General features: G+C 69.5%; 25 protein-coding genes. 22 read left to right on the top strand and 3 right to left on the bottom strand.

The annotated features are described in order from the left end of the window. Nucleotides 1-96: 96 nt before the first annotated feature. The 6 genes from RM1_RS04170 (at nucleotide 97) to RM1_RS04145 (ending at nucleotide 3,932) form a co-directional block, all read left to right on the top strand. A complete protein-coding gene (locus RM1_RS04170; RefSeq protein WP_072750126.1) occupies nucleotides 97-867 on the top strand; it encodes a polarized growth protein Scy-related protein in 771 nt (256 codons plus the stop codon). A gap of 136 nt (nucleotides 868-1,003) precedes the next feature. Beyond that, nucleotides 1,004-1,573, top strand: a complete 570-nt coding sequence (locus RM1_RS04165) for a YceD family protein (protein ID WP_083576527.1) — start codon at nucleotides 1,004-1,006, stop codon at nucleotides 1,571-1,573. 2 nt (nucleotides 1,574-1,575) lie between these two features. Continuing rightward, nucleotides 1,576-1,758 (top strand): 50S ribosomal protein L32, encoded by a 183-nt coding sequence (gene rpmF, locus RM1_RS04160; RefSeq protein WP_072750124.1) that lies wholly within the window; start codon nucleotides 1,576-1,578, stop codon nucleotides 1,756-1,758. Between the two features lie 7 nt (nucleotides 1,759-1,765). Then, complete coding sequence (gene rnc / locus RM1_RS04155; protein ID WP_072750123.1) at nucleotides 1,766-2,509, top strand: ribonuclease III; 744 nt, start codon at nucleotides 1,766-1,768, stop codon at nucleotides 2,507-2,509. A 4-nt stretch (nucleotides 2,510-2,513) separates the two neighbouring features. Beyond that, on the top strand, nucleotides 2,514-3,374 hold the full coding sequence (gene mutM, locus RM1_RS04150) for a bifunctional DNA-formamidopyrimidine glycosylase/DNA-(apurinic or apyrimidinic site) lyase (protein ID WP_072750122.1): 861 nt from the start codon (nucleotides 2,514-2,516) through the stop codon (nucleotides 3,372-3,374). Nucleotides 3,375-3,425: 51 nt separating this feature from the next. Next, nucleotides 3,426-3,932, top strand: a complete 507-nt coding sequence (locus RM1_RS04145; protein ID WP_072750121.1) for a hypothetical protein — start codon at nucleotides 3,426-3,428, stop codon at nucleotides 3,930-3,932. A 1-nt stretch (nucleotide 3,933) separates the two neighbouring features. On the opposite strand, the gene pdxR is transcribed toward RM1_RS04145, so the two are convergent. Beyond that, nucleotides 3,934-5,382: a MocR-like pyridoxine biosynthesis transcription factor PdxR gene (pdxR, locus tag RM1_RS04140; protein ID WP_072750120.1), complete on the bottom strand. Its 1,449-nt coding sequence runs from the start codon at nucleotides 5,380-5,382 to the stop codon at nucleotides 3,934-3,936. A gap of 80 nt (nucleotides 5,383-5,462) precedes the next feature. On the opposite strand from pdxR, the gene RM1_RS04135 reads away from it, so the two are divergent. The 8 genes from RM1_RS04135 (at nucleotide 5,463) to RM1_RS04100 (ending at nucleotide 14,685) form a co-directional block, all read left to right on the top strand. After that, the gene (locus tag RM1_RS04135) at nucleotides 5,463-6,116 is read left to right on the top strand and encodes a pyridoxamine 5'-phosphate oxidase family protein (protein ID WP_072750119.1); all 654 of its coding nucleotides are present in this window, start codon (nucleotides 5,463-5,465) and stop codon (nucleotides 6,114-6,116) included. Between the two features lie 239 nt (nucleotides 6,117-6,355). Further along, entirely contained in the window at nucleotides 6,356-6,454 is a 99-nt protein-coding gene (gene kdpF, locus RM1_RS04130; protein ID WP_072750118.1) for a K(+)-transporting ATPase subunit F, read from the top strand. Nucleotides 6,455-6,457: 3 nt separating this feature from the next. Next, complete coding sequence (kdpA, locus tag RM1_RS04125) at nucleotides 6,458-8,158, top strand: potassium-transporting ATPase subunit KdpA (protein ID WP_072750117.1); 1,701 nt, start codon at nucleotides 6,458-6,460, stop codon at nucleotides 8,156-8,158. After that, nucleotides 8,155-10,266 carry a potassium-transporting ATPase subunit KdpB gene (kdpB, locus tag RM1_RS04120; protein WP_072750116.1) on the top strand — a complete coding sequence of 704 codons (2,112 nt, stop codon included), beginning with the start codon at nucleotides 8,155-8,157 and terminating at the stop codon, nucleotides 10,264-10,266. The genes kdpA and kdpB overlap by 4 nt, the downstream gene beginning before the upstream one ends. A gap of 6 nt (nucleotides 10,267-10,272) precedes the next feature. Next, nucleotides 10,273-10,905: a potassium-transporting ATPase subunit C gene (locus tag RM1_RS04115; protein ID WP_072750115.1), complete on the top strand. Its 633-nt coding sequence runs from the start codon at nucleotides 10,273-10,275 to the stop codon at nucleotides 10,903-10,905. Between the two features lie 26 nt (nucleotides 10,906-10,931). Further along, on the top strand, nucleotides 10,932-13,457 hold the full coding sequence (locus tag RM1_RS04110; RefSeq protein ID WP_072750114.1) for a sensor histidine kinase: 2,526 nt from the start codon (nucleotides 10,932-10,934) through the stop codon (nucleotides 13,455-13,457). Then, complete coding sequence (locus RM1_RS04105; RefSeq protein ID WP_027499265.1) at nucleotides 13,454-14,134, top strand: response regulator; 681 nt, start codon at nucleotides 13,454-13,456, stop codon at nucleotides 14,132-14,134. Before RM1_RS04110 ends, RM1_RS04105 begins: the two co-directional genes overlap by 4 nt. 104 nt (nucleotides 14,135-14,238) lie before the next feature. Next, nucleotides 14,239-14,685 carry an OsmC family protein gene (locus RM1_RS04100; protein WP_072750113.1) on the top strand — a complete coding sequence of 149 codons (447 nt, stop codon included), beginning with the start codon at nucleotides 14,239-14,241 and terminating at the stop codon, nucleotides 14,683-14,685. A 105-nt stretch (nucleotides 14,686-14,790) separates the two neighbouring features. On the opposite strand, the gene RM1_RS26695 is transcribed toward RM1_RS04100, so the two are convergent. After that, nucleotides 14,791-15,138 (bottom strand): hypothetical protein, encoded by a 348-nt coding sequence (locus RM1_RS26695; protein WP_245816018.1) that lies wholly within the window; start codon nucleotides 15,136-15,138, stop codon nucleotides 14,791-14,793. 19 nt (nucleotides 15,139-15,157) lie between these two features. Here RM1_RS26695 and RM1_RS26690 point away from each other — a divergent pair, with 19 nt between their 5' ends. From RM1_RS26690 to RM1_RS04070, 6 genes are all read left to right on the top strand, one after another. Further along, complete coding sequence (locus tag RM1_RS26690; protein WP_245816016.1) at nucleotides 15,158-15,949, top strand: SMP-30/gluconolactonase/LRE family protein; 792 nt, start codon at nucleotides 15,158-15,160, stop codon at nucleotides 15,947-15,949. A 15-nt stretch (nucleotides 15,950-15,964) separates the two neighbouring features. Beyond that, nucleotides 15,965-16,249, top strand: coding sequence for an acylphosphatase (locus RM1_RS04090; RefSeq protein WP_072750112.1), 285 nt, complete (start codon nucleotides 15,965-15,967; stop codon nucleotides 16,247-16,249). Nucleotides 16,250-16,397: 148 nt separating this feature from the next. Beyond that, on the top strand, nucleotides 16,398-16,910 hold the full coding sequence (locus RM1_RS04085; protein WP_072750185.1) for a hypothetical protein: 513 nt from the start codon (nucleotides 16,398-16,400) through the stop codon (nucleotides 16,908-16,910). A 1-nt stretch (nucleotide 16,911) separates the two neighbouring features. Then, nucleotides 16,912-18,078, top strand: coding sequence for a glutathionylspermidine synthase family protein (locus RM1_RS04080; RefSeq protein WP_072750111.1), 1,167 nt, complete (start codon nucleotides 16,912-16,914; stop codon nucleotides 18,076-18,078). Between the two features lie 41 nt (nucleotides 18,079-18,119). Further along, nucleotides 18,120-18,575, top strand: a complete 456-nt coding sequence (locus RM1_RS04075) for a DUF350 domain-containing protein (RefSeq protein WP_027499271.1) — start codon at nucleotides 18,120-18,122, stop codon at nucleotides 18,573-18,575. A 37-nt stretch (nucleotides 18,576-18,612) separates the two neighbouring features. Beyond that, nucleotides 18,613-19,449: an SDR family NAD(P)-dependent oxidoreductase gene (locus RM1_RS04070; protein WP_072750110.1), complete on the top strand. Its 837-nt coding sequence runs from the start codon at nucleotides 18,613-18,615 to the stop codon at nucleotides 19,447-19,449. A gap of 26 nt (nucleotides 19,450-19,475) precedes the next feature. On the opposite strand, the gene RM1_RS04065 is transcribed toward RM1_RS04070, so the two are convergent. After that, the gene (locus RM1_RS04065) at nucleotides 19,476-21,026 is read right to left on the bottom strand and encodes an APC family permease (RefSeq protein WP_245816012.1); all 1,551 of its coding nucleotides are present in this window, start codon (nucleotides 21,024-21,026) and stop codon (nucleotides 19,476-19,478) included. 78 nt (nucleotides 21,027-21,104) lie between these two features. Here RM1_RS04065 and RM1_RS04060 point away from each other — a divergent pair, with 78 nt between their 5' ends. Further along, on the top strand, nucleotides 21,105-21,881 hold the full coding sequence (locus tag RM1_RS04060; RefSeq protein ID WP_072750109.1) for a VOC family protein: 777 nt from the start codon (nucleotides 21,105-21,107) through the stop codon (nucleotides 21,879-21,881). Between the two features lie 91 nt (nucleotides 21,882-21,972). Next, nucleotides 21,973-25,590 carry a chromosome segregation protein SMC gene (smc, locus tag RM1_RS04055; RefSeq protein WP_072750108.1) on the top strand — a complete coding sequence of 1,206 codons (3,618 nt, stop codon included), beginning with the start codon at nucleotides 21,973-21,975 and terminating at the stop codon, nucleotides 25,588-25,590. The last annotated feature ends 43 nt before the right edge of the window (nucleotides 25,591-25,633 follow it).

Genomic DNA, 25,633 nt, shown 5'->3' with positions numbered 1-25,633 from the left:
GGTTGATCCTCGACACACTGGGCGTGGCGGCGCGCCCGTGAGCGGCGTGACGGGCAGACTGGTCCCGTAAGCCGTCGTCGACGATTGGGGTTTGGCGTGTATCGGGTATTCGAGGCGCTCGACGAGCTCGTCGCGATCGTGGAAGAGGCGCGCGGGGTCCCGATGACGGCGGGATGCGTCGTGCCCCGCGGCGACGTCCTCGAACTCCTCGACGACGTCCGAGAGGCGATTCCCGGCGAGCTCGACGACGCGCAGGACGTGCTCGACCACCGCGACAAGCTCGTCGGTGACGCTCGGGCGCACGCCGAGCAGGCCGTCTCGAGCGCGGACGCCGAGGCCGCGGCCACCCTCGCCGAATCGCGCGACAACGCCGACCGGATCCTCGCCGACGCCAAGGCGAAGGCCGACCGGATGGTCTCCGAGGCGCAGGCACACGCCGATGAGCTGGTCGCCGACGCGCGCGAGGAGGCCGACCGGACCGTCGCGGAGGGCCAGCACGAGTACGACACCCTCACCGGACGGGCCGCGGCGGAGGCGGAGCGCCTGGTCGAATCCGGCCGCGCCGCACACGAACGGTCGGTCGCGGACGGCCGCGCCGAGCAGGAGCGGCTGGTGTCGCAGACCGAGGTCGTGCAGGCCGCGCACGCCGAGTCGGCGCGGGTGATCGACTCCGCGCACGCCGAGTCGGACCGGCTGCGGGGCGAATGCGACCTGTACGTCGACGGCAAGCTCGCGGAGTTCGAGGAGTTCCTCAGCGGGACCATCCGCTCCGTTGGGCGGGGCCGCCAGCAGCTGCGGACCGGCTCCGGGATCCCCGACTACGACGAGCCCGACGAGCGACCGAGCCGGTCGAGCCGGCACCGGTAGCCGCCGCGCAGATTTCCGCTCGGGGCACGCCGTCGCGTATCGTGGAGTGGTTGCCCATTCCCTTCTTCGCTGACGAAAGAGTATTCGCGTGTCCTCGCATCGTTCCGGTTCGCCCCGTCGCCACGACGGCGGCTTCGTGCTGGACACCCTCAGCCTCGGGCGTCGCCCCGGGTCGATGAGCACGGTCACCCGCACGGTGCCGACGGCCTCCCGGATCGGCCTCGACATGATCGCGGTGCCGGTCGGCGGTGAGGTCGAACTCGACCTGCGCCTTGAGTCCGTCTCGGAGGGCGTGCTGGTCACCGGCACCGTCCGAGCGGCCACCGAGGGGGAGTGCTCGCGCTGCCTCGAACCGTTCGACGGCGAACTCGACCTGTACCTTACCGAGCTGTTCGCATACCCGAACAGCACCACCGAGGCGACCACCGAAGAAGACGAGATCTACCGCATCATCGACGACCTGATCGATCTCGAACCGGTCATCGTGAATGCGGCTGGGCTGGAACTTCCGCTGCAGCCGTTGTGCAGCGAAGATTGCCAGGGACTGTGCCCCGAATGTGGGGTTCGCCTGGCGATTGCAGAATCTGGGCATGGGCATGAGATACTTGATCCTCGCTGGGCTGCCCTCGCGGGGAAGTTCGACGCTGAGGATGCATCATCCCAGCCCAGCACGAGTCGTGTGAACACCGAAGCCGAGGAGAAGTAGAAGTGGCTGTCCCCAAGCGCAGAATGTCGCGATCCAACACCAGGTCGCGTCGTAGCCAGTGGAAGACCACTGTGCCCACCCTCATCACCTGCCCGAACCGTGGCTGTGGCGAGAAGACCCTGCCCCACATTGCGTGCCCGTCCTGCGGCACCTACAAGGGTCGTCAGGTCACCGCTGCGGTCTAGTCGCGCAGTGACAAGCAGTAGCAACGCAGCACCCGCCGGCGGCGAGGGGGAGCATGATTCCCTCCTCGCCGCTCTTGGCGTTGTCCTGGACGAACCGCTGCTCACGCTGGCGCTGACCCACCGCTCGTACGCGTACGAGAACGGCGGGTTGCCGACCAATGAGCGGCTCGAGTTCTTGGGCGACTCGGTGCTCGGTCTGACCATCACCGAGAAGCTCTACGTCGCGCATCCGGACAAGTCCGAGGGTGAGCTGGCCAAGATCAGGGCCAGCATCGTCAACATGCACGCCCTTGCGGAGGTCGCCCGCGATCTCGGTGAGGGTGGCCTCGGCGCCCATCTGCTGCTCGGCAAGGGCGAGGAGATGACCGGGGGCCGCGGCAAGGCGAGCATCCTGGCCGACGGGATGGAGTCGCTGCTCGGCGCCGTGCACCTGCAGCACGGCATCGACACCGCGCGGACCGTCGTGCTCTCGCTGTTCGGTGATCTCCTCGAGCGCGCGCCCAAGCTGGGCGCGGGCCTCGACTGGAAGACCAGCCTCCAGGAGCTGACCGCGGAGCGCGGGCAGGGCGTGCCGGTCTACGAGATCAGCGCGACCGGTCCCGACCACGACAAGGAGTTCACCGCGACCGTGATGGTCGCGGGGGACGCGCTCGGCGTGGGTGTCGGGCGGTCGAAGAAGGAAGCCGAGCAGAAGGCGGCGAGTACCGCCTGGAAGTCCCTCTCGGAGGGCGACTCCGACCAGGTCGGCTGACGCCGTGCCGGAGCTGCCCGAGGTCGAGGTGGTCCGGCGCGGGCTCGAGTCCCACGTCGTCGGATCCCGGATCGATGCCGTCGAGGTCCTGCACCCCCGTGCGGTCCGCAGGCACGTCCTCGGCGGTCACGATCTGGCGGCGCAGCTCGCCGGTCTGGCGGTCACGGGTGCCCGGCGCCGCGGAAAGTACCTCTGGCTCGAATTGGCGCCCGGCGATCTCGCGGTTGTCGTCCATCTCGGGATGAGCGGGCAGATGCTGGTCCAGCCGCCGAGCGCCACCCGCGAGAAGCACCTGCGGATCCTGGCCGCGCTGGACAACGGCACCGAACTCCGCTTCGTCGATCAGCGCACCTTCGGTGGCTGGGTGCTCGCCCCCATGGTGGAGGTGGACGGCGCGGCGCTGCCCGAGCCGGTCGCCCACATCGCGCGGGACCCGCTCGACCCCGGGTTCGACGGCGAGGCGGTGGTCGCGGCGATCCGCGGCAAGCGCAGCGAGATCAAGCGGATCCTGCTCGATCAGACTGTGGTGTCCGGGGTCGGCAACATCTATGCCGACGAGGCGCTGTGGCGCACCGGGATTCACGGGAACAGGCCCGCGGACCGGCTGACCCGACCGCAGGTGCGCCTGCTACTCGCCTCGGTCACCGAGGTGATGAGCGAGGCGCTGGCGCAGGGCGGTACCTCGTTCGATGCGCTGTACGTCAACGTGAACGGGGAGTCCGGCTACTTCGACCGGTCGCTGTCCGCCTATGGCCGCGAGGACCGTCCGTGCCCGCGCTGTGGCGCGCCCATCCGGCGGGAGAAGTTCATGAACAGGTCCTCCTACAGCTGCCCGAAGTGTCAGCCGAGGCCGCGAGGCTTGTAGGCCCCACCCGCGACGCGCACACTGGCGAGTGTCCTTCGGCGAGGAGGTCCCGTGGCCGACTACGACGACATGCTCATCGTGCGCCAGCTCGTCGACGATGTCCTGCTGGTCTTGCGCTGGTCGGCGCAGCCGGATGCGACCCTTGGCGACGACCGCGGCGTTGAGACAGCCGTGGTGCCCGACGAGGGCCTCCGGAGCCAGTTCGCCTCGGCCGTCGAACAACTCGTGGCGAACCAGGGCGCGGAGGCGCTCCGTACCCTCAGTGGCCAGAACACGGAGTTCCCCGCCGACGCCGTGATCGCCGCGTTGGGGTCGGCGGGCTGGGACGGCGCCATGCGCGATTTCAAGCTCTCGGTGATCGAGTTGGCAGGCCGCGGCGAGGTGATGGGGGTCGTCCGCGGCGGCGGGACGATCAGACGGCAAATCTTTCGAGCCCTCCTGGCTGCGTTGAACGCGGCGTTGGCCAGCCTCAGTTCCATACCTGGGGCGTCGGCGATCCAGGAGCTGAAGGACTTCCTGGAGAAGGTTCTCGAGCAGGAGCCGGATGAGCAGGCGTGAGTCAGCGGTCGAGATGCCTGCCGACCACGTCCGCGATCGCCCCCGCGACGGCGTCGGCCTGGGACTCGGGTAACTGCGCGTACCCGCACATCAGGCCCCGTGGGCCCGCGGCGTCGGTACGGTACGGACCCAGCCCGGGCACCGCGATGCCCCTGGTGCCGAGCTCCGCGGCGATGGCGTCGTCGTCGGCGCGGTCCGGCAGGCGCAGCACCATGTGCAGCCCTGCCTCGATGCCGGCCAGGTGAATCCCCGGCCGGTCCATCAGGGCCGGTCGGCTCCTCAGCGCGTCGACAAGAGCCGCCCGCCGCGCCGAGTAGGTGCGCGACGCCCGGGCGAGGTGCCGGGTGAGCGCCCCGGATTCGATGAAGTGGGCCAGCGCGAGGCCGGTGACCCCGCAACAGTTCTCGCCGGTGCGGCGCAACGCATCGTGCACCCGCTGGAGCAGGGCGGGCGGGGGGAGCAGCCAGGCCAGGCGGATCGAGGGCGAGATGATCTTCGAGGCGGTGCCGATGTACGCGACGTGCTCCCGGCCGCCCTCGACGCTCCGCAGGGCGGGCAGCGCCGAGACGTCGTAGCGGAACTCGCCGTCGTAGTCGTCCTCGATGATCAGTGTTCCCGACTCGGCCGCCCGGGCCAGCAGATCGGCGCGACGGGTCACCGGCATCCGGGCGCCGAGCGGATACTGGTGTGCCGGAGTGCAATACACGGCCGCATCGGTATCGCGGAGCGCCGCCGGGTCCAGGCCATCGGCGTCGATGCCGACCGGTCGTAGCCGGGCGCCCGACATCTCGAGCGCTCGCCGGGCATTGCGGTACCCCGGTTCCTCGAAGGCGATGTCGCGTCCGGCCAGGTCGGCGGCCGCGGCGAGGGTGCGTAGCGCGGAGTCGACTCCTGGGACGAGCACCAGTTCGTCCGGGTGCGCGAGGATCCCGCGGGTACGGCGCAGGTGCACGGCCAGCGCGTGGCGCAGCTCCGGATGGCCGGTCGGGCCTGCCGAGCGCGGGTGGATCGGTGCCGCCGCCGCCGTGCGCCAGGCGCGCCGCCAGTCGTCGGGGGAGATGAGGCCGGTGTCCGGGCAGCCCGGGGTCAGGTCCCAGGTCGGGGCCGCCGTTGTCGGTTCGGTGTCCGGGACCGGTGTCGGCCGGTCCGACACGTGGGAACCGGCGCCCGCCGCGGCCGCGGCGTCGGCGCCCGGCGCGATCAGGGTCCCGGATCCCGGCCGCGCGCAGGCATATCCGGCCGCGCAGAGTTCGTCATAGGCCTCGACCACGCCTGCCCTGGCCACGCCCAGCTCGGCCGCGAGCGCCCTGGTCGGCGGCAGTGCATCGCCGGGGTGGAGCCGGCCGAGCCGGATCGCGTCGATGATCGCCTCCGCGATGCGGTGCCGGAGTGCCGCGCCGGTGGGCGGCAGCGTCAGCGTCAGTTGGACGTCGCGGGGGTGGCGGGCCATGGGCCGATGATAATACTGGTCTGTATGAACTGAGGATTCTGGACCTGTTGAATGCGCCAGAATTGTCCGAGGCTGGTGGCGTGGACAAGATCAACAGACACCCCGAACGCTCGATGCTCGAACGAAGCCGGCTCGACGAGGTGCTCGACGCCGCGGCGGTGGGCACCCTCGCCACCGTCGTCGACGGCATGCCGTGGGCGGTTCCGATGCTCTACGCCAGGGACGGCGACCGGATCATCCTGCACGGCTCCACCGGCGCCGGGGCACTGCGCCAGGTCGCCGCGGGCGCACCCGCCGCGCTGTGCGTCGCCATGCTCGACGGAATCGTGGTGGCGGACAACCTCTTCAATTCCTCGGCCAACTACCGATCCGCAGTGGTCCGCGGGCACCTGACCGCGCTGACGCGGGACGAGTCCGCCGACGCGCTGAACGCGCTTTCGGACGCCCTGATCCCGGGACGGAGTGCGGAGGTGCGCGGCCACACCAAGAAGGAGCTCGCGGCCACGCTGACCATCGCGCTGCCGATCACCGCGGGCGGGTGGACTGTCAAGGTGCGCAACGCCCCGCCGAGCGCTCCCAGCGGGGACGGCGGTGCCTGGGCGGGCGTGGTGCCGTTGCGGACCGTTGCGGGCACACCGATCCCGGCGCCATGGGTGGACGGGGACACCCCGGTGCCCGCATCGGTGCTGCGGCTCGCGCACTCCGGCTACGTGACAGCGATCGCACCCGCGTAAAGAAGGCGTCAACAGCCCAGGTAGTGGTGTTAGCGAGCCGTAAGGAAGTCCCAATTCGTCCCCGTCCGGGAGCACGCTGCACTGTGCCCGAAATCAGGGACGGCGCACGCCGATGGACGGCGCGCGTGTGACTTTCGAAAAGGAACTGTCATGGCTGATCTGGCCTACGTGGCGCTCATCTTCGGCACCTTCGGCTTCTGCGCGCTGGTGCTGCGCGGGCTGCAGACAAAGCGTGCGCAGTGACCGCCGCCGGGACGCTGAGCGTCATCCTGATCGCCATCGCGGCGGCCCTCGTGATCTACCTGCTGATCGCGCTTCTTGACCCCGAGAGGTTCTGACACATGAATCCCGCGCTTGCTGCGGGACTGCAGATAGCACTGGTGATCGCCGTGCTAGCGATTCTGTATGTCCCCGTCGGTGACTACATGGCCAAGGTCTACACCACCGACACCGATCTCCGCTCCGGGGATCTGCGCATCGAGACGGTTCTGTACCGGCTCTGCCGCATCAACGCCCGCACCGACCAGACCTGGTACGGCTACGCCGGGAGCCTGCTCGGCTTCTCGGCCGCGAGCGTGCTGTTCCTCTACTTCCTGCAGCGCATCCAGGGCGTGCTCCCGCTCAGCGGTGACCTGTCCGGAGTGAGCCCGGCGATGGCGTTCAACACCGCCGCATCGTTCGTGGCGAACACCAACTGGCAGTCCTACGCGCCCGAGACCACGATGTCCAACCTGACCCAGCCGATCGGCCTCGCGGTGCAGAACTTCGTTTCCGCGGCCGTCGGGATGGCGGTCGCGGCCGCGCTGATCCGCGGCTTCGTCCGGGTCTCCCGCGGCGGCGAGATCGGCAATTTCTGGGTGGATCTGACCCGTGGCTGCATTCGGATCCTGCTCCCCATCTCGTTCGTCATCGCGCTGATCCTGTTGAGCCAGGGCGTGATCCAGTCCTTCGATTCCGGGTTCACCTCGACCGGCCTCGACGGGAACTCCGTGACCAACGCGCTCGCGCCGGTGGCCTCGCAGGAGGCCATCAAGGAGCTCGGCACCAACGGTGGCGGCATCCTCGCAGCGAACTCGGCGCATCCCTTCGAGAATCCGACCCCGCTGAGCAATGTCGTCGAGATCATCGCGATCCTGCTCATCCCGGTGGCGCTGACCCGCACCTTCGGCACCATGGTCGGCGATCGCAAGCAGGGCCTGACCCTGCTGGCCGTCATGGGCATCCTCTGGTCAGGCCTGCTCGCAGTGACCCTCGCCGCCGAATCCGGTCAGCGCGGCGTCGCGGCCACCGCGGCCGGCGGCATGATGGAGGGCAAGGAGGTCCGATTCGGGATCCCCGGCACCGCGTTGTTCGCGGTCAGCACCACGGGAACGTCCACCGGCGCGGTCAATGCCGCGCACGACAGCATGTCGCCCCTCGGCGGCGGCGCGGTGATGCTGAACATGCTGCTCGGCGAGATCGCGCCCGGCGGCGTCGGCACCGGCCTGTACGGCATCCTCGTGTTGGCGCTGATCGCCGTGTTCGTCGGTGGACTGCTCGTCGGCCGCACCCCCGAGTACCTCGGCAAGAAGCTGGGGCAGCGGGAGATCACCCTGGCGGCGCTCTCGGTGCTCGTGATGCCCGCACTGGTGCTCATCGGCACCGGAATCACGGTCATCCTGTCGTCCACCACCGGATACCAGGGCAACAGCGGAGATCCGGGCACGCCCGGTTCCATCCACGGTTTCTCCGAGGTGCTCTACGCGTTCGCCTCGGCCTCGAACAACAACGGCAGCGCCTTCGGTGGCCTGACCGTGACGAGCGACTGGTTCCAGTCCTCGCTCGGCGTCTGCATGCTGCTCGGACGCTTCCTGCCGATCATCTTCGTGCTCGCGCTCGCCGGATCGTTGGCGTCGCAGAAGAAGACGGCGCCTGGCGCAGGCACCCTGCCCACCGCAGGCCCGATGTTCGCCGGACTCCTCACCGGAACCGTCGTCCTGGTCGCGGCGCTGACATTCTTCCCGGCCCTGGCTCTGGGCCCGATCGCGGAGGCTCTGCAATGAGTGTGAACACAACCGAACGACCCGACGTCGCCCCGCGATCCGGGGAAGGCGTGGGGGACGAGCAGCACCACCAGAACCGGGTGCAGGGCGGGATCTTCAGCCCGAGGCAGCTGCTCACGTCGCTGCCAGGCGCGGTCCGCAAGCTCGACCCGCGGCACCTCGCGCGCAACCCCGTCATGTTCGTCGTGCTCGTCGGCTCGGTCGTCACCACAGTGATGGCGATCGCCGACCCGTCGGTGTTCTCCTGGGTGGTCGCGGCCTGGCTGTGGTTCACGGTGCTCTTCGCGAACCTGGCTGAGTCCGTCGCCGAGGGGCGCGGCAAGGCCCAGGCGGCAAGTCTGCGGAAGGTCAAGCAGGACACCACTGCTCACCGCATCACCGCAGGGGGTGCCGTCGAGTCGATCCCGGGCGCGGAGCTGGTGGTCGGTGATCGGGTGGTCGTGGTCGCTGGAGAGGTGATCCCCGGCGACGGCGACGTCGTCGAGGGCATCGCCACCGTGGATGAGTCGGCCATCACCGGCGAATCCGCGCCCGTGGTCCGCGAGTCCGGCGGCGACCGCTGTGCGGTGACCGGCGGCACCATCGTGCTGTCCGACCGGATCGTCGTCGAGATCACGGCGGCGCCGGGACACTCCTTCGTGGACCGGATGATCGCCCTCGTCGAGGGCGCCGCGCGGCAGAAGACGCCCAACGAGATCGCGCTGAACATCCTCCTGGCCTCGCTGACCATCATCTTCATGCTGGCCGTGGTCGCCATCGGTCCGATGGGCATGTACGCGGGCCAGGAGCAGGACCCGATCAAGCTGATCGCGCTGCTCGTCTGCCTCATCCCGACGACCATCGGCGCGTTGCTCTCGGCCATCGGCATCGCGGGCATGGATCGACTGGTGCAGCGCAATGTACTGGCCATGTCGGGCCGCGCGGTCGAGGCGGCGGGCGACATCGACACGCTGCTGATGGACAAGACCGGCACCATCACCTACGGCAATCGCAGGGCCACCGCCCTGCACCCCGCTCCGGGGGTCATCGCGGGGGAGCTCGCGGAAGCCGCGCGACTGTCCAGCCTTGCGGACGGCACACCCGAGGGACGCAGCATCGTGGAGCTGTGCGCCAAGGACTTCGGGCTCGCCGCTGAGCCGTCCGAGGCGGAGAAGAACGGCGAGTTCGTGCCGTTCACCGCACAGACCCGGATGAGCGGTCTCGACCTCAACGGAATGCAGATCCGCAAGGGTGCCAGCGACGCCACGCTGTCGTGGGTGCGGGAGCAGGGGGGCGGTGTGGCCCCCGCGGTGACCGACACCGTCAACGAGATCGCCCAGGTCGGTGGCACGCCGCTGGTGGTGGCCGTGGTCGAGGCGGGGAGCCCGAGGGTCCTCGGTGTCATCCAGCTCTCCGACGTGGTCAAGCCGGGCATCGCCGAGCGGTTCGCCGAGCTGCGGGCCATGGGCATCCGCACGGTGATGATCACCGGCGACAACCCGTTGACCGCCAAGGCGATCGCGGCCGAGGCCGGGGTGGACGACTTCATGGCGGAGGCGACCCCGGAGGACAAGCTCGAGCTGATCCGCAAGGAGCAGCGGGGTGGCCGTCTTGTCGCGATGACCGGTGACGGCACCAACGACGCTCCCGCACTGGCCCAGGCCGACGTGGGCGTGGCGATGAACACCGGCACCTCCGCGGCCAAGGAGGCCGGGAACATGGTGGATCTGGATTCGGATCCCACCAAGCTCATCGAGGTGGTGGAAATCGGCAAGCAGCTGCTCATCACCCGCGGGGCGTTGACCACCTTCTCCCTGGCCAACGACCTGGCGAAGTACTTCGCCATCCTGCCCGCGCTGTTCAGCGGGATCTACCCGCAACTCGACACGCTCAACATCATGCGTCTGGCGACGCCGCAGTCGGCGATCGTGTCGGCGGTGATCTTCAACGCGCTGGTGATCGTGGCGCTGATCCCGTTGGCGCTCAAGGGTGTGCGATACCGGCCGTCCTCGGCCTCGCAGCTGCTGGGCCGAAACCTCTTGATCTACGGGCTCGGCGGCGTGATCACGCCGTTCATCGGCATCTGGCTGATCGACCTCGTAGTACGACTTATTCCTGGAATTGGGTGAGCTTGAATGCGATTCACAATCGGTTTCGTGAAGCAGGTGTGGGCCGGCCTGCTGGTCCTGCTCGCGCTCACCGTGATCCTCGGGGTGATCTACCCTGCCGCGGTGTGGGGTGTGGGCCGGATCAGTTCGGGATCCGCGGAGGGCTCGCCGGTGCGCGACAGCAACGGATGCGTGGTCGGCAGTCGCTGGGTCGGGGTGGATCCGCAGGTGGAGTCCGGTGCGCCGGATCCGTTCTTCCACAACAGGGTCACCGGCTCGGTCTCCGATGAGGACCCGTTCGCGCCCGGCGACCCGGCGACCGCGCTGCCGACCAACCAGGGTCCCAGCAGTGAGATCCTGGCGACGTTCATCGCCGAGCGCCGGACGGCGATCGCAGAGCGGGAGGGCGTGCGCCCCGACCAGGTTCCCGTCGACGCGGTGACCGGTTCCGGGTCCGGCATCGACCCGCACATCAGCCCGGCGTACGCCGAGATCCAGGTGCCAAGGGTCGCCGAGGTGAACCGGCTCGACGAGCAGCGGGTGCGTCAGCTCGTCGACGAACACACCGAGGGCCGCCAGCTCGGCCTGCTCGGCGAGGAACGGGTCAACGTGCTCGAGCTGAACCTCGCACTGGGCTTGACCGCGCCTTCCTGCGACTGAAGTGCCAACTGGTGGATGATGACGGAGTGAGCGGTACCGGTTCCGGGGGCGAGGGCAGGCGCGGTGAGCTGCGCATCTACCTGGGCGCCGCCCCCGGGGTGGGCAAGACGTTCGCGATGCTCGGCGAGGCCCATCGCCGTCGCGAACGGGGCACCGATGTGGTCGCGGCCGTGGTGGAGACCCACGGCCGCGCCCGCACGGCCGCGCAGATCGGCGACCTCGAGGTGGTGCCGCCGAAGCTGATCGACTACCGCGGTACCACAATGCCCGAACTGGATGTGGACGCGGTCCTTCGCCGTAGGCCGGCACTGGTGCTGGTCGACGAGCTGGCCCACACCAACACCCCCGGCAGCCGGAACGAGAAGCGGTGGCAGGACGTCGAGGAGGTGCTCGCCGCCGGTATCGACGTGCTCAGCACGCTCAACGTGCAACACCTCGAGAGTCTCAACGACGTGGTCCAGCAGATCACCGGGGTGACGCAGCGGGAGACCGTCCCCGACGAGGTGGTGCGTGCCGCCACCCAGGTCGAGCTCGTGGACGTCACCCCGGAGGCACTGCGCCGCAGGCTCTCCCACGGAAACATCTACGCCGCGGAGAAGGTCGACGCGGCGCTGAGCAACTACTTCCGCCGTGGCAACCTCACCGCGCTGCGCGAGCTCGCGCTGTTGTGGGTAGCCGACCAGGTGGACGCGGCGCTGGCGAAGTACCGCGCGGAGAACGAGATCACGGACACCTGGGAGGCCAGGGAGCGGGTGGTGGTGGCCGTCACCGGGGGGCCGGAGTCGGAGACCCTCGTGCGCCGGGCCGGCCGGATCGCCTCGAAGTCCAGTGCCGAACTGATCGTCGTGCATGTGGTGCGCGGCGACGGGCTGGCCGGGGTGTCCGCGCCGGAGATGGGCAAGGTGCGCAAGCTGGCGACCAGCATCGGCGCGAGCCTGCACAGCGTGGTCGGCGACGACGTGCCGTCGACGCTGCTCGAGTTCGCGCGAGCCGCCAACGCGACCCAGCTGGTGCTGGGGACCTCGAGACGGTCGCGCTGGGCCCGCATCTTCGACGAGGGCATCGGCGCGGCCGTCGTGCAGGAGTCCGGATCGATCGACGTGCACATGGTCACGCACGGTGAGTCGAGCACTCCCCGCAGGCTGACCCCGGTCGGCACCCGTTCGCGAAAGATACTGGCCTGGGTCGCCGCGGTCCTGGTGCCCTCGGCCGCCGCGCTGGTCATGGGCGTGGTCAACCGGTCATTCGGGTGGGGCGGGGAGAGCGCACTGTTCTTCATCGTGGTGCTCCTCGTCGCCCTGCTCGGCGGCGTCGCGCCCGCCGCCCTTTCCGCGCTGATCTCGGGCCTGCTCCTCAACTATTTCTTCACCCCTCCGCTGCGCAGCTTCACGATCGCCGAGCCGGACAACTTCATCACCACGGTGGTGCTGCTGGTGATCGCGGTCGCGGTGGCCGTCCTGGTGGACGCCGCCGCCAAGCGGGCACGGGAGGCGCGCCGGGCATCGAAGGAGGCGGAACTGCTCGCCCTGTTCGCGGGGTCGGTGCTGCGCGGCGCCGACCTGCCCGCGCTGCTGGAGAAGGTGAAAGAGACGTACGCCCAACAGTCGGTGAGCATGATCCGCCGCGGGCACGGGGTGGTGAGCTCGGTGGGACCGAATCCGCCCGCGGAGGTCGACCAGGCCGACACCGTGTGTGAGGTCAACGACGGCGAGTACGCGTTGGCGCTGCGCGGCGACGAACTGCACGCGCGCGACCGACGGGTGCTGCTGGCCGTCGCGAATCAGGCGGTGGGGCTGATCCGGCAGAGCGAGCTCGCCGAGGAGGCCAGCAAGGCGCAGGCCCTCGCGGAGGCGGACCGGCTGCGGCGGTCGCTGCTGTCCGCGGTGAGCCACGACCTTCGGACGCCCCTCGCCGCGGTGAAGGCCGCGGTCTCGAGCCTGCGCAGCGACGACGTGGAGTTCTCGCCTGAGGACACGGCGGAACTGCTTGCCACGGTGGAGGAGTCGGCCGACCAGCTGACCAATCTGGTGGGCAACCTGCTCGACTCGTCGCGGCTGGCCGCTGGCGTGGTGCGACCGACCCTGCGTCCGGTCTACCTCGAAGAGGTGGTTCATCGCGCGCTGGTCGGCGTCGGGGTGGGCGCGCCCGGATTCGGCCGGGCAGGCCCGGACCGAGTGAAGGTCGAGGTCGGCGGCAATGCGGTGATGGCGGACAGCGGGCTGCTCGAGCGGGTGCTCGCGAATTTGATGGACAACGCACTCCGCTACGCACCGGACTCGATGGTGCGGATCGCGGCCGCGCCCGTGAAGGATCGGGTGCTGATCACGGTCGCGGACACCGGACCCGGGATCGCCAGAGGCGCGGAGGAGCAGATCTTCGATTCGTTCCAACGCCTCGGTGACCGCGACATGTCCACAGGGGTCGGCCTGGGACTGTCGGTGGTGCGCGGGTTCGTCGAGGCGATGGGGGGAAGCGTCAGTGCCACGGACACGCCGGGCGGCGGGCTGACAATGGTGGTGGACTTGGCTGGGATCGGGAAGGTGACTGCGTGACACGGGTGCTGGTGATCGACGACGAACCGCAGATCCTGCGGGCACTGCGGATCAATCTGAGCGTGCGGGGCTACGAGGTGACCACCGCGGCGACAGGGGCGGCGGCGCTGCGGGCCGCCGCCGAGAAGCACCCCGAGGTGATCGTGCTCGACCTGGGTCTGCCGGACATGGACGGCATCGAGGTGCTGGCCGGCCTGCGCGGCTGGTCGACCGCCCCGGTGATCGTGCTCTCCGCGCGCACCGATTCGGCGGACAAGGTCGAGGCGCTCGACGCGGGCGCCGACGACTACGTCACCAAGCCCTTCGGCATGGACGAGTTCCTGGCACGGCTGCGGGCCGCGGTGCGGCGGCACTCCGCGGCAACCGACGTCGGCGAGCCGGTGGTGGTGACCGAGTCGTTCACCGTCGACCTGGCCGCGAAGCGGGTGATCAAGGACGAGCGCGAGGTGCACCTGACGCCAACCGAGTGGGGGATGCTGGAGATGCTGGTCCGCAACAAGGGCAAGCTGGTCGGGCAGAAGGAGCTGCTGCGCGAGGTGTGGGGCCCGTCGTATGCCACCGAAACCCACTACCTGCGTGTGTATCTCGCGCAGCTGCGCCGCAAATTGGAGCGGGATCCTTCGCAGCCCAAGCATCTGATCACCGAATCCGGGATGGGGTACCGCTTCCAGGTGTAGCCGATGGAGGATGCCCGGATCTTCACAGTCCGACCCCGGCGAGGGAGGGCTGAGGTCGCACGTCGGCTGCAGGGCCGTCGGTGGCGAATGGCAGGATTCGGGGTATGGCTGATCAGAGTTCCGCTCCCGTCCCCGCCGCGTCCACCGAGCTGTGGGTCGAGCGCACCGGCACGCGCCGCTACACGGGCCGCAGCTCCCGTGGCGCCGAGGTGCTGATCGGTTCGGAGAGGGTCGAGGGCGTGTTCACCCCCGGTGAGCTGCTCAAGATCGCGCTGGCCGCGTGCACCGGCATGAGCTCGGACCTGCCGCTCTCGCGCAGGCTCGGGGACAACTACGACGCGACAGTCCGGGTGTCGGGTGCGGCGGACCGTGAGAACGAGGTGTACCCCCGACTGGACGAGGTCCTCCAGGTCGATCTCAGTGAACTCGACGCCGAGGCGCAGGAGCGTCTGCTCACCGTTGTGCTCAAATCCGTGGACAAGGTGTGCACGGTCGGACGTACTCTGAAAAATGGCACCGTGGTGAACCTGACGGTTGAATCTGATTCGTGATCAAATAGGCGCCATGTTGCTCTCTCGTGTTGCGATGGTCGGTGCCCTGGTGGCCACCGGCGCGATCGTGGGTGCCCCGATCGCCGTCGCCCAGCCCGCTCCCGCTCAGCCAGCTCCCACCCCGACGGAGCCGGCGGCCACGACGACGACCGCTGTCGCGCCGCCCTTCTCGCTGCCCGGCCTGACCTCGCCGTTGCCGGGACAGGCCGAGCCGTCGTCCGCCGCGCCGACGACGACGGCCGCCGCGCCGACGACCACGACCACCACGGCCGCCGCGCCGACCACGACGGCAGCTGCTGTCGCGACGCCCGCGACCACCGCACCGTCGACCGTGGCGACCGCGACGTCGACGCCCGCGAGCTCGGCGCCCGCGCCTGCCGCCGCGACCACGACGCCGTCCGCCACCACGACCACCGCTGTCGCGCAGTCGTGTACGCCGTGGACGGCGAGCAAGGTGGCCGGTGGATTCGGGATGCTGGAGAACCTGGCGTTCGACGGCCGCGGAAAGATGCTGCTTTCCGAGGGCACCCTGTTCGGCGACGGAGCCATCCGCACGCTGTCCCCCGGGGGCAAGACCGGCACGCTGGTCTCGGACTTCACCGGGCCGGGCGGCATCGTTCTCAACGGTGACAACATCCTGTTCACCACCGGGAACACCGCGATGGCCGGCCTTTCGAACAGCAAGAACGGCACCGTCGAGTCCCTCAACCTGGACACCGGCGAGCAGACCACGGTGGCCAAGGGGCTGACCATGCCGAACGGCCTTGCCCGGCTGGCGAACGGTGACCTGCTGGTCACCAGGAACCTCGGGTCCGACCAGGGTCTGATCCGCATTCCGGCCGCGCAGCCGCACACCCCGACGTCGGTGCGCACCGACCTGGGCTCCGCCAACGGCCTCGCCGCGTCCGCGGACGGCGCAACCGTCTACGTCGGCAACACCTTTGACTCGAACACCGAGATCCGGGAGCTGAGCGCGAGCGATCTCAAGGGCTCGGTGCGCACTCTGAAGGTCGCGGGATCCGGTGCGACCAACGCGGGCGACGACCTCACCGTGGGAGCCGACGGCAACGTCTACATGGCGCTCAACGGCGCGGGCAAGGTCGTTCGGGTCGACCCCGCCACCGGATCCACCTGCGAGATCGGCTCCGATCTGCCGCTTACGAGCTCCGTCCGGTTCGGATCCGGCCCCGGCTGGGATCCGGCGGCGTTGTACACCACCAGCTTTGACGGCAGCGTGCACAAGCTCACGCCGCCGAAGAAGTAGCTGAGCGAGCCCCCGATGCGCCTACCGGAGCAGGTGCGCCTGACCGCCTGGGTGCACGGGTTCGTTCAGGGCGTGGGTTTTCGGTGGTGGACGCGGTCGAGGGCACTCGAACTCGGCCTCGTGGGGCATGCCACCAATCGCCCGGACGGCCGAGTGCTGGTGATCGCCGAGGGGCCCCGGCCGCAGTGCGAGCTGCTGCTGGAGCTGCTCCGGTCCGGTTCGACACCAGGGCAGGTCGATCTCGTGGTGGAGAGCTGGTCGGGGGCAACGGGAAATCTCACCGGTTTCGACGAACGCTGACGTCGGTGCGATGACGTCACAGGATGGGGATGGACGAGTGGGACCGGATCAGGGCGAACCGGACGACCGCAGCGGTGCGGGCGATGCCGGCGGCGCGGACGGGGCCGGTGCCGGCGACAAGGCCGCGCAGGCCCCGAGCGGCGGCCGGATACGGCGTCAGGAACCCGGTACCACCGTGCCGCGTCCGCCTACCGTCGGAGAGGCGCGAGCCAGGGACAAGGCCCGCAAGGAACGCGCCGAGCAGGAGCGACTGGAGGCCGAGGCCGAGGCCAAGGCCGAGGAACGCCGTCGCAAGCGGCGCAAGGGCCTGATCGGCGGCGCCGCGGTGGTCGGCGTGGTCGGGCTGGTCGCGCTCGGATACACCGCGCTGTCCTCGGACGAGGTCCAGGCCACCTGTATCGACCCGAACACCAAGGTGGAGGTCGACGAGTCGTACTGCACGACGGGGTCTCCCGGCTCGGGCGCCATGGCGGGCATGTTCATCTACGCGGGCTCGCCGTACCGCTACTACTACGGCGGGAGTTCCGGCGGAGTCGGCACGACGGTGACCGGCGGCACGGTCGTCACGCCCAAGGGGTCCACCACCGTCTTGACCAAGTCCGGTACCACGGTTCAACGAGGCGGGTTCGGCAGCAAGTCGACCGGCAGCGGCGGGAGCTGACGTGCGCAGAGTTCGTTCCACCCCGCGTCAGGGGTGGCAGAAGATCGTCGAGTCCCAGGGGCTGGTCTACGGCACCCCTGCCCGGCTCGGGGACGGCACCGCACGGCCCTACTGGGACGAGTCGGTGCACTACGAGTTCGACATGGACGAGATCCTGGCGATCGAGGCCGATGTCGAACTGCTGCACTCGATGTGCCTCAACGCGGTCGAGCAAGTGATCCTCACCGAACGGTTCGCGGACTTCGGTCTGCCGGAATGGACCTGGGGTCCGATCGCCGAGTCCTGGCGCCGCGGCGACCCGCACGTCTACGGTCGCTTCGACCTCCGTTACGACGGTCGGCGTCCGGCGAAGCTGCTGGAGTACAACGCGGACACGCCGACCACGCTGCTCGAAGCGTCAATCCTGCAATGGCATTGGCTCAAGGACACCCATCCCGACGACGACCAGTGGAACTCGCTGCACGAGGCGCTGGTCGAGCGATGGGGAGCGATCCGCGACCGGTTGCCCGGCGACGAGGCGCACTTCTCCTGGTCGTCCGCGGATGCCAGCGGGGAGGACAACATCACCGTCGCCTACCTCCAGGAGACCGCGGCGGAGGCGGGACTGAACACCGTGGCGCTGGCGATCGAGGAGATCGGCTACGACGAGGACCTGCACCGGTTCGTCGACCTCGAAGAGGCACCTATCTCGACCCTGTTCAAGCTCTACCCCTGGGAGTGGGTGCTCGACGACGACTTCGGGAAGAAGGCCCTCGAGCTGCTCCCGGAGACGATGTGGATCGAGCCGCTCTGGAAGACGCTGCTGAGCAACAAGGCGATCCTGGCGGTGCTGTGGGGCATGTACCCCGGGCACCCGAACCTGTTGCCCGCCTATCTCGATGACCCGCACGAGCTCACCGAGTACGTGCGCAAGCCCAGGCTCGGCCGGGAGGGCGCGAACATCTCGGTGGTCGGGGCAGGCATGGAGACGACCACCGGCGGCATCTACGGCGACGAGGGCTTTGTCTACCAATTGCTCGACCCGCTACCGGAATTCGACGGCATGCGCCCGGCACTCGGAGCCTGGATCGTCGGCGACACCGCCGCGGGCCTCGGCATCAGGGAGACCTCCGGGCTGATCACCGATGACGGCGCCGCCTTCGTGCCGCACCGGATCCCGCAGCCGTGACCGCACTCTGGAACCCGACGCATACCGAAACGGAGCGATTGATGACGACTGAGGTGCTGGCCCTCGGCAGTGACTACTGGTCCGATCTGGGCAGGGGTGTCTCCGCGATCGCGCTGTACGCGATCGTCGGTCTGGTGCTGATGGTCCTCGGCTTCTACGCCATCGACTGGACCACGCCCGGTCATCTGCGGACGCTGGTGCGCGAGGGCAGGCCCAACGCCGCGATCGTGACGTCCGCGGGCATGGTGAGCATGGCGCTGATCATCGTGCTGGCGATCTACGCCTCCTCCGGCCGGCTGGTCGAGGGCCTGATCTACACGCTCGTCTTCGGCCTGTTGGGGATCGTCGCGCAGGTGTTCTCCGTGCGATTCATCGAGCTCGTGACCGGCATCGACATCGGCGAGGTGCTCGCCGAGGAGCGCTTCACCCCCGAGGTGCTCGTCGTGGCGGCCGCTCACGTCGCGCTCGGTCTGATCGTCGCGGTCGCGATCCTGTAGGGGCGCCCCACTTCCACGGTGGGGGTAGGTTGGCGACATGAGCGAATTCGCCGGCCGTGTCGCGGTCGTCACCGGCGCAGGCTCCGGTATGGGGCGAACCCTGGCACTCGGTCTGGCGCGCCGCGGGGCGCGACTCGCGGTGTCCGACGTGGACACCGATGGTCTCGCCGCGACCGTCGCGCTGCTCGAGGAATTGGGCGCCGACGTGCGGTCGGACCGGCTCGACGTGTCCGAACGCGAATCGGTCCTGCGCTACGCCGATGCCGTTGTCGAGCATTTCGGCGTCGTCAACCAGGTCTACAACAACGCGGGAATCGCCTTCTCCGGCACCATTCTCGAATCCGAGTTCAAGGACATCGAGCGGGTCGTCGACGTCGACTACTGGGGCGTCGTCAACGGCACCAAGGCCTTCCTGCCGCATCTCATCGAGTCGGGCGACGGACACGTGATCAACACGTCCAGCCTCTACGGCATTCTCGCCCTGCCCCGTCAGAGTGCTTACAACTCAGCGAAGTTCGCGGTCCGCGGCTTCACCGAGTCGTTGCGACTGGAGATGCTCGCAGGCGGACACCCCGTGCGCGTCACGTGTGTGCACCCGGGAGGCGTCAAGACCAACGTCGCCAACAACGCCGGGCACGCGGGTCCGACAAAGGACGAGGCGGAGACCGCGCTCTACAACGAGAAGCTGCTGAGGATGAGCCCGGAGAAGGCGGCGGAGATCATCCTCGACGGCGTCGCGAAGAACCGGGCCCGGGTGCTCGTCGGTGGCGATGCCCGCGGGCTGGACCTCATGGTGCGCGTTCTCGGTTCGTGGTATCAGCGCCCCATGCTCGAGGTGCTCAAGCGGGTCATGCCGTCCGCCAAGCGCGACTGACCCGCCGTAGGGGGAGCGGGGCGACCTCAGGCGACCGGCTCGCGGTCGCGGGCCTCGGGTCCGGGCAGTCGGCGCTCGATGATCTCGCCGTCGAAGAACACGCGGTTGCGGCTGCGCCACCACCACATCAGCGGCAGGCCCAACAGCATCGACCCGACGCCGAGGATGAACACGCCACCGACCTGCCAGTGCGGGGCGAAGGGCATCGTCCAGCTGGTCTCGCCGTAGTCCGAGGCGAACGAGGTGACCGCCGTCCAACCTGCGGAGAACAGCAGCATCGCGCCGCCGAGAAGCGGGAGGATGCCCCGCATCCACAGTTCGCGTCGACCGTCGCGCAGGGTGTCGCGGTACAGCCAGGCGCAGGACACGCCGGTGATGCCGTAGTAGAAGCCGACGGCGATCCCGATCGCGGAGACCGAATCGAAGATCAGGTTGCCCGCGGAGACGAAGTTGAACGCGATGTAGAGCCCCGCGGACACCCCGCCCATCGCCAGGGTGGACACCGTGGGTGTCAGGAAGCGGGGATGCACCTTCGCGAAGCTGTCCGGCAGCGCCTTGAACACACCCATCGACAGGGTGGTGCGTGCGGTCGGCAGGATTGTGGTCTGCGTCGACGCGATCGCCGAGGTCAGGATCATCAGCAGCAGGACGTGCACGAGCAGCTGTCCCAGCAGGCCCTCGCCGAACACCGCGGTCCCGATCGCGGCGAAGAAGTCGTCGAAATGCTCGGGATTGGCCAACCCCGTGCCCTCGGTGCCGACACCGGCGAAGGACTGCGCGGCGACCGTCACCAGCACGTACAACGAGACGAGCACGACGGTCGAGATGACCGCGGAGCGACCGGGAGTGCTCCGCTTGTCGACGGTCTCCTCGTTGACGGACACCACCGAGTCCCAGCCCCAGTAGATGAACACCATCAGCAGGATCGCGTTGACGAACGTGGAGAACGAACCGATCTCGAACGGGTTGAACCAGCTCCACTGTGGGGTCAGGGCCGCCGCGCCCGCGTTGCCCATCCACACTCGGACGAGGGCGACCACCGCGAACACCACAAGCGCGACGAACTCGATCGTCAGCAGCACCGACTGGAAGCGAGCCGAGATGTCGATGCCGCGGAAGCACAGGTAGGTCATGGCGAGCATGAACGCGACGCCGAGCAGGAGCACCCAGACGCTGGTCGCGTCGTGGCCGATCCCGTCCGCGCCGAACAGCAGGAAGGTGTACTGGCCCGCGACCTGGGCCATGCTCGCCATCACCAGGACGTCCGCGACCACAATGGCCCAGCCGGCCATCCATCCCCAGGACGGGCCGAACGCACGCGTGGCCCAGACGAAGGTGGTGCCGCAGTCCGGGTCGGCGCGGTTGAGTTCCTTGTAGCCGAACGCGGCGAACAGGATCGGGACGAACGCGAGCAACGCGACCACAGGGGCCTGCAGCCCGACCGCGGCGACGACGAGGCCGAGGGTGGCGGCGATGCTGTAGGCGGGGCCGGCCGAGGCCACCCCGATCACCACGCTGGAAGTCAGGCTCAGGGCCCCCGCCCTGAGCCCCTTGGAACTGGTCACATCATCGATCACTCGGGGGAGAGTAATGCAGGGTCCGTGTCGGCGCCGAAGGCTACCGTCGACGGCGTACCCGACAGTTGAGGAGTAGCGATGAGCGCCGTCACGACGAACCAACCGCTTGGCACCCCTACCTGGATCGACCTGGGCATCCCCGACCTGGATCGGGCGATGTCGTTCTACGGGCAGGTCTTCGGCTGGGAATTCGACATCGGCCCCGAAGAATCCGGGCGGTACACGATGTGTCTGTTGCGGGGCAAGAAGGTCGCCGCACTTATGCCGAACCCCGACGAGAACGCGACCGATTTCTGGTGGAACGTCTACCTGGCAACCGACGACGTCGACGAAACGGTCGCTCGTTCCAGGGACGCGGGCGGTGTCGTGCTGGTCGAACCGATGGACGTGATGGGGCAGGGCCGGATGGCGATCATGCGTGATCCCTCGGGCGGACAGTTCGGGCTGTGGCAGGGGCAGGCGCACGTCGGCTGCGAGTTGGTGAACGAGCCGAACACGCTGCTGCGCAACGACCTGGTGACGCCGAGACCCGGCCCGGCCCGCGACTTCTACGCAGCAGTGTTCGACTTCACACTCGATGGGAACGACGACCTGCCCGGTATGGACTTCACATTTCTACGCCGACCGGACGGACACGAGATCGGCGGCATCATGGGAGACCCGGGCGCGCCCGCATCGGTCTGGGGCACGCTGTTCCAGGTGGACGATGCGAACGCGGCCGTCGCCGCTGCCCGAGCGGCCGGGGGCACCGCGGACGACCCGACGGACATGCCGTACGGGCGGACCGCGGAGGTCACCGACCCGTTCGGCGCGAAGTTCACGGTGGGCTCCCCGGTTCCCGGCGCCCGGGGGTAACTCGAGGGCGCCGGGGCGAAGGTCTGGTGCTCGCCCCGGCGCGGCGTTCAATGGCCGATTCGGTCGGTGCGGTGCAGTAACGTCATTCGCCATGCATCTCAAGAGTCTGACGCTGAAGGGCTTCAAATCCTTCGCGTCCGCCACGACTCTGCGGTTCGAACCGGGCATCACCTGCGTGGTGGGACCGAACGGGTCCGGCAAGTCGAACATCCTCGACGCCCTCACCTGGGTGATGGGCGAGCAGGGCGCGAAGGCCCTGCGCGGCGGCAAGATGGAAGACGTCATCTTCGCAGGCACCTCCGGCAGGCCCCCGCTCGGCCGCGCCGAGGTGACGCTCACCATCGACAACTCCGACGGCGCGCTGCCGATCGAGTACTCCGAGGTCTCGATCACCAGGAGGATGTTCCGCGACGGCGCGGGCGAATACGAGATCAACGGCAGCTCGTGCCGGTTGATGGACGTCCAGGAGCTGCTCAGCGACTCCGGCATCGGCCGGGAGATGCATGTCATCGTGGGTCAGGGCCGCCTGGCCGCCATCCTGGAGTCCCGTCCGGAGGATCGCCGCGCGTTCATCGAGGAGGCCGCGGGCGTCCTCAAACACCGCAAGCGCAAGGAAAAGGCCGTCCGCAAGCTGGACGCCATGCAGGCCAACCTCGCCCGGCTGACCGACCTCACGACCGAACTGCGTCGTCAGCTCAAACCGCTGAGCAGGCAGGCCGAGGTCGCGCGCCGCGCGCAGACCGTGCAGGCCGACCTGCGCGACGCCCGGCTTCGGTTGGTGGCCGACGACCTGGTCACCCGGCGGGCCGAGCTGGCGTCGCAGTCCAAGGACGAGGCGATGGCCAGAGCCCAGCAGGAGCACGTGCAGGCCGAGCTCGAGGCGGCGTCCGCTGAACTCGGTGCCCACGAGCAGGCGTTGGCCCGGCTGACCCCGAGTGCGGAGGCCGCGGGTCAGACATGGTTCCAGCTCTCCGCGCTGGCCGAGCGGGTCAACGCCACGATCAGGATCGCCAGCGAACGTGCCCGCCACCTCGACAGCGCGCCCACCTCGAGTCGCGGGCAGGACCCCGACCAGCTCGAGGCACAGGCCGAACGCGTCGCGGCGGAGGAGGAGGAGCTGGTGGCCGCGGTCGAGATGGCCAGGGCCACCCTCGACGCCGCGAAGGACACGCTGACCGAGTACGAAGAGGCCTCCGCCGCTGCCGAGCGGGCGCACATGGCCGCGGTCAGGGCCATCGCCGACCGTCGTGAGGGCCTGGCCCGGCTCTCCGGCCAGGTGGACACCCTCCGCACCCGGGCGGACTCCGTCGACGCCGAGATGGCGCGGCTGACGTTGGCCATCGAGGACGCGCGCGCCCGCGGCGATGCGGCGCAGGCGGAATTCGAAGGCGTGCAGGCGCAGATCGGTGATCTCGACGAGGGCGAACTCGGGCTCGACACCCAGAACGAACGCGCCGTCGCCGCGCTCGAGGCGGCCACCGCCCGGGTCACCGAACTGCAGGACGCCGAGCGCGCCGCCGGTCAGGAGGTCGCGTCGCTGAGGGCCAGGATCGAGGCGCTCTCGATCGGACTGCAGCAGAAGGACGGCGCCGCCTGGCTGATCGAACATCGTTCCGGGGACGGATTGATCGGCCCGCTCGCCGGGATGCTCCGCATCCGGCACGGCTACGAGGTCGCGATCGCCGCCGCGCTCGGGCCCGCCGCCGACGCCATCGCGGCACAGACGGTGGCGGCCGCGCGGTCGGCCGTCGCCGCGCTCAAGGAGGCCGACGGAGGCAGGGCCGCACTGGTGGTCGGGGATGGCGCCCCGGCGTCGCCGCGTGACGACGCCGCGCTGCCCGGATCCGCGCAGCGCGCCCTCGACCTGGTCGAACATCCCGACAACCTGCGGGGAGCGCTGAGCGCGCTGCTCGGCGAGGTGGCAGTTGTGGACACCCTCGAGGAGGCCGTGGACCTCGTCGCAGGACGGCCCGGCCTGCGCGCGGTCACCAGGGACGGCGACCTCCTCGGGTCCGGCTGGATGACCGGTGGCTCCGATCGGCGACCCTCCACCCTCGAGGTGCAGTCGGCCATCGACGCGTCCACGGCCGGCCTCGCGGACGCCGAGCGGCGCGCGGACGAGCTCTCCGCCGCGCTGTCGGGGGCCACCACCGAACGCGAGCTCCGCGCCGAGTCCGCGGAGCAGACCCTGGCCGCGCTCAACGAGTCCGACGCGGCCCTGTCGGCGATCTACGAGCAGCTCGGCAGGCTCGGTCAGGTGGCCCGCGCCGCGCACGCCGAGTCCGATCGGCTGGCGGGCCAGCGCACCGCGGCGGAGGCGCGCCGTGAGGAGGCGGTCGCGTCGTTGCGGGAGCTGGAGGAGCGCCTCGCGCTGGCCCAGCAGGAGCAGTCGCTGGACAGCGATCCCGCGGCAGGAGACCCGAGCAGCGGCGAGCGGGAGGCCGCGGCCGCGGCGCTGGCCGAGGTGCGGTCCGTGGAGATGGAAGCGCGGCTGACGCTGCGGACCGCCGAGGAACGAGCGGAATCGGTTCGCGGCAAGGCGGATTCGCTTCGGCGCGCGGCGCAGGTGGAACGCGAGGCACGGGCCCGCGCCGAGCGTGCCATGGCCGCGCGACAGAACGCGGCCGCCGTCGCCGCCGCGGTCGCCGAGTCGGGCCAGCGGGTGGCGGCTCACCTGGAACAGGTGGTCGCGGCCGCCGTGGCGCACCGCGACGAGCTGACCCGGCAGCGGACGGAGCGGACGCAGCAACTGGAGACGGTCAAGGAGCGGGTGCGGCAGTACACCGGCCAGCTGACCGCGCTCACCGACGCCGTGCACCGCGACGAGGTCGCCCGGGCTCAGGCCGCGCTGCGGATCGAGCAGCTCGAGGAGACCATCTCGGAGCAGCACGGCATCGGCCTGGAAGACCTCGTCGCGGAGTACGGACCCGACGTACCGCTGCCGCCCTCGGCCCTGGAGATGGCCGAGTACGAGCAGGCGCGTGAGCGGGGCGAACAGGTGGTGGCGCCGGCACCGATGCCGTACGACCGGGAGACCCAGGAACGGCGGGCCAAACGGGCCGAGCGGGACCTCGCGACCCTCGGCAAGGTCAATCCGCTTGCGCTGGAGGAGTTTGCGGCGCTCGAGGAGCGCTACAACTTCCTGGCCACCCAGCTCGAGGACGTCAAGACCGCGCGCAAGGACCTGCTCGGGGTGGTCGCTGACGTCGACGCCCGGATCCTGCAGGTGTTCACCGATGCGTGGCTGGACGTCGAGCGCGAGTTCGTCGGGGTGTTCGCGAAACTGTTCCCCGGCGGCGAGGGCAGGCTGGTGCTGACCGATCCGTCCGACATGCTCACCACCGGCATCGAGGTGGAGGCGCGTCCGCCGGGCAAGAAGGTCAAGCGCCTCTCGCTGCTCTCCGGTGGCGAGAAGTCGCTGACCGCGGTGGCCATGCTCGTGGCGATCTTCCGTGCCCGTCCCTCCCCGTTCTATGTGATGGACGAGGTGGAGGCCGCCCTCGACGACACCAACCTCCGGCGCCTGATCGGTCTGTTCGAGCAGCTCCGCGAGAAGTCGCAGCTGATCGTCATCACGCACCAGAAGCCGACCATGGAGGTGGCCGACGCGCTGTACGGCGTCAGCATGCGTGGCGACGGCATCACGCAGGTCATCTCGCAGCGTCTGCGGGGGCAGAACCTGGCCGTTCCCCAGCCGGTCGCGGAGTGACGAGCGGGTCCCCGACCGCTCGCTGACCGGGGGATCTCGCGTC

It is taken from the genome of Rhodococcus maanshanensis NBRC 100610, from assembly GCF_001894865.1.
In the GTDB taxonomy this organism is placed as follows: Bacteria; Actinomycetota; Actinomycetes; order Mycobacteriales; family Mycobacteriaceae; genus Rhodococcus_G; species Rhodococcus_G maanshanensis.
This window is presented reverse-complemented; position numbering and strand designations above follow the sequence as displayed.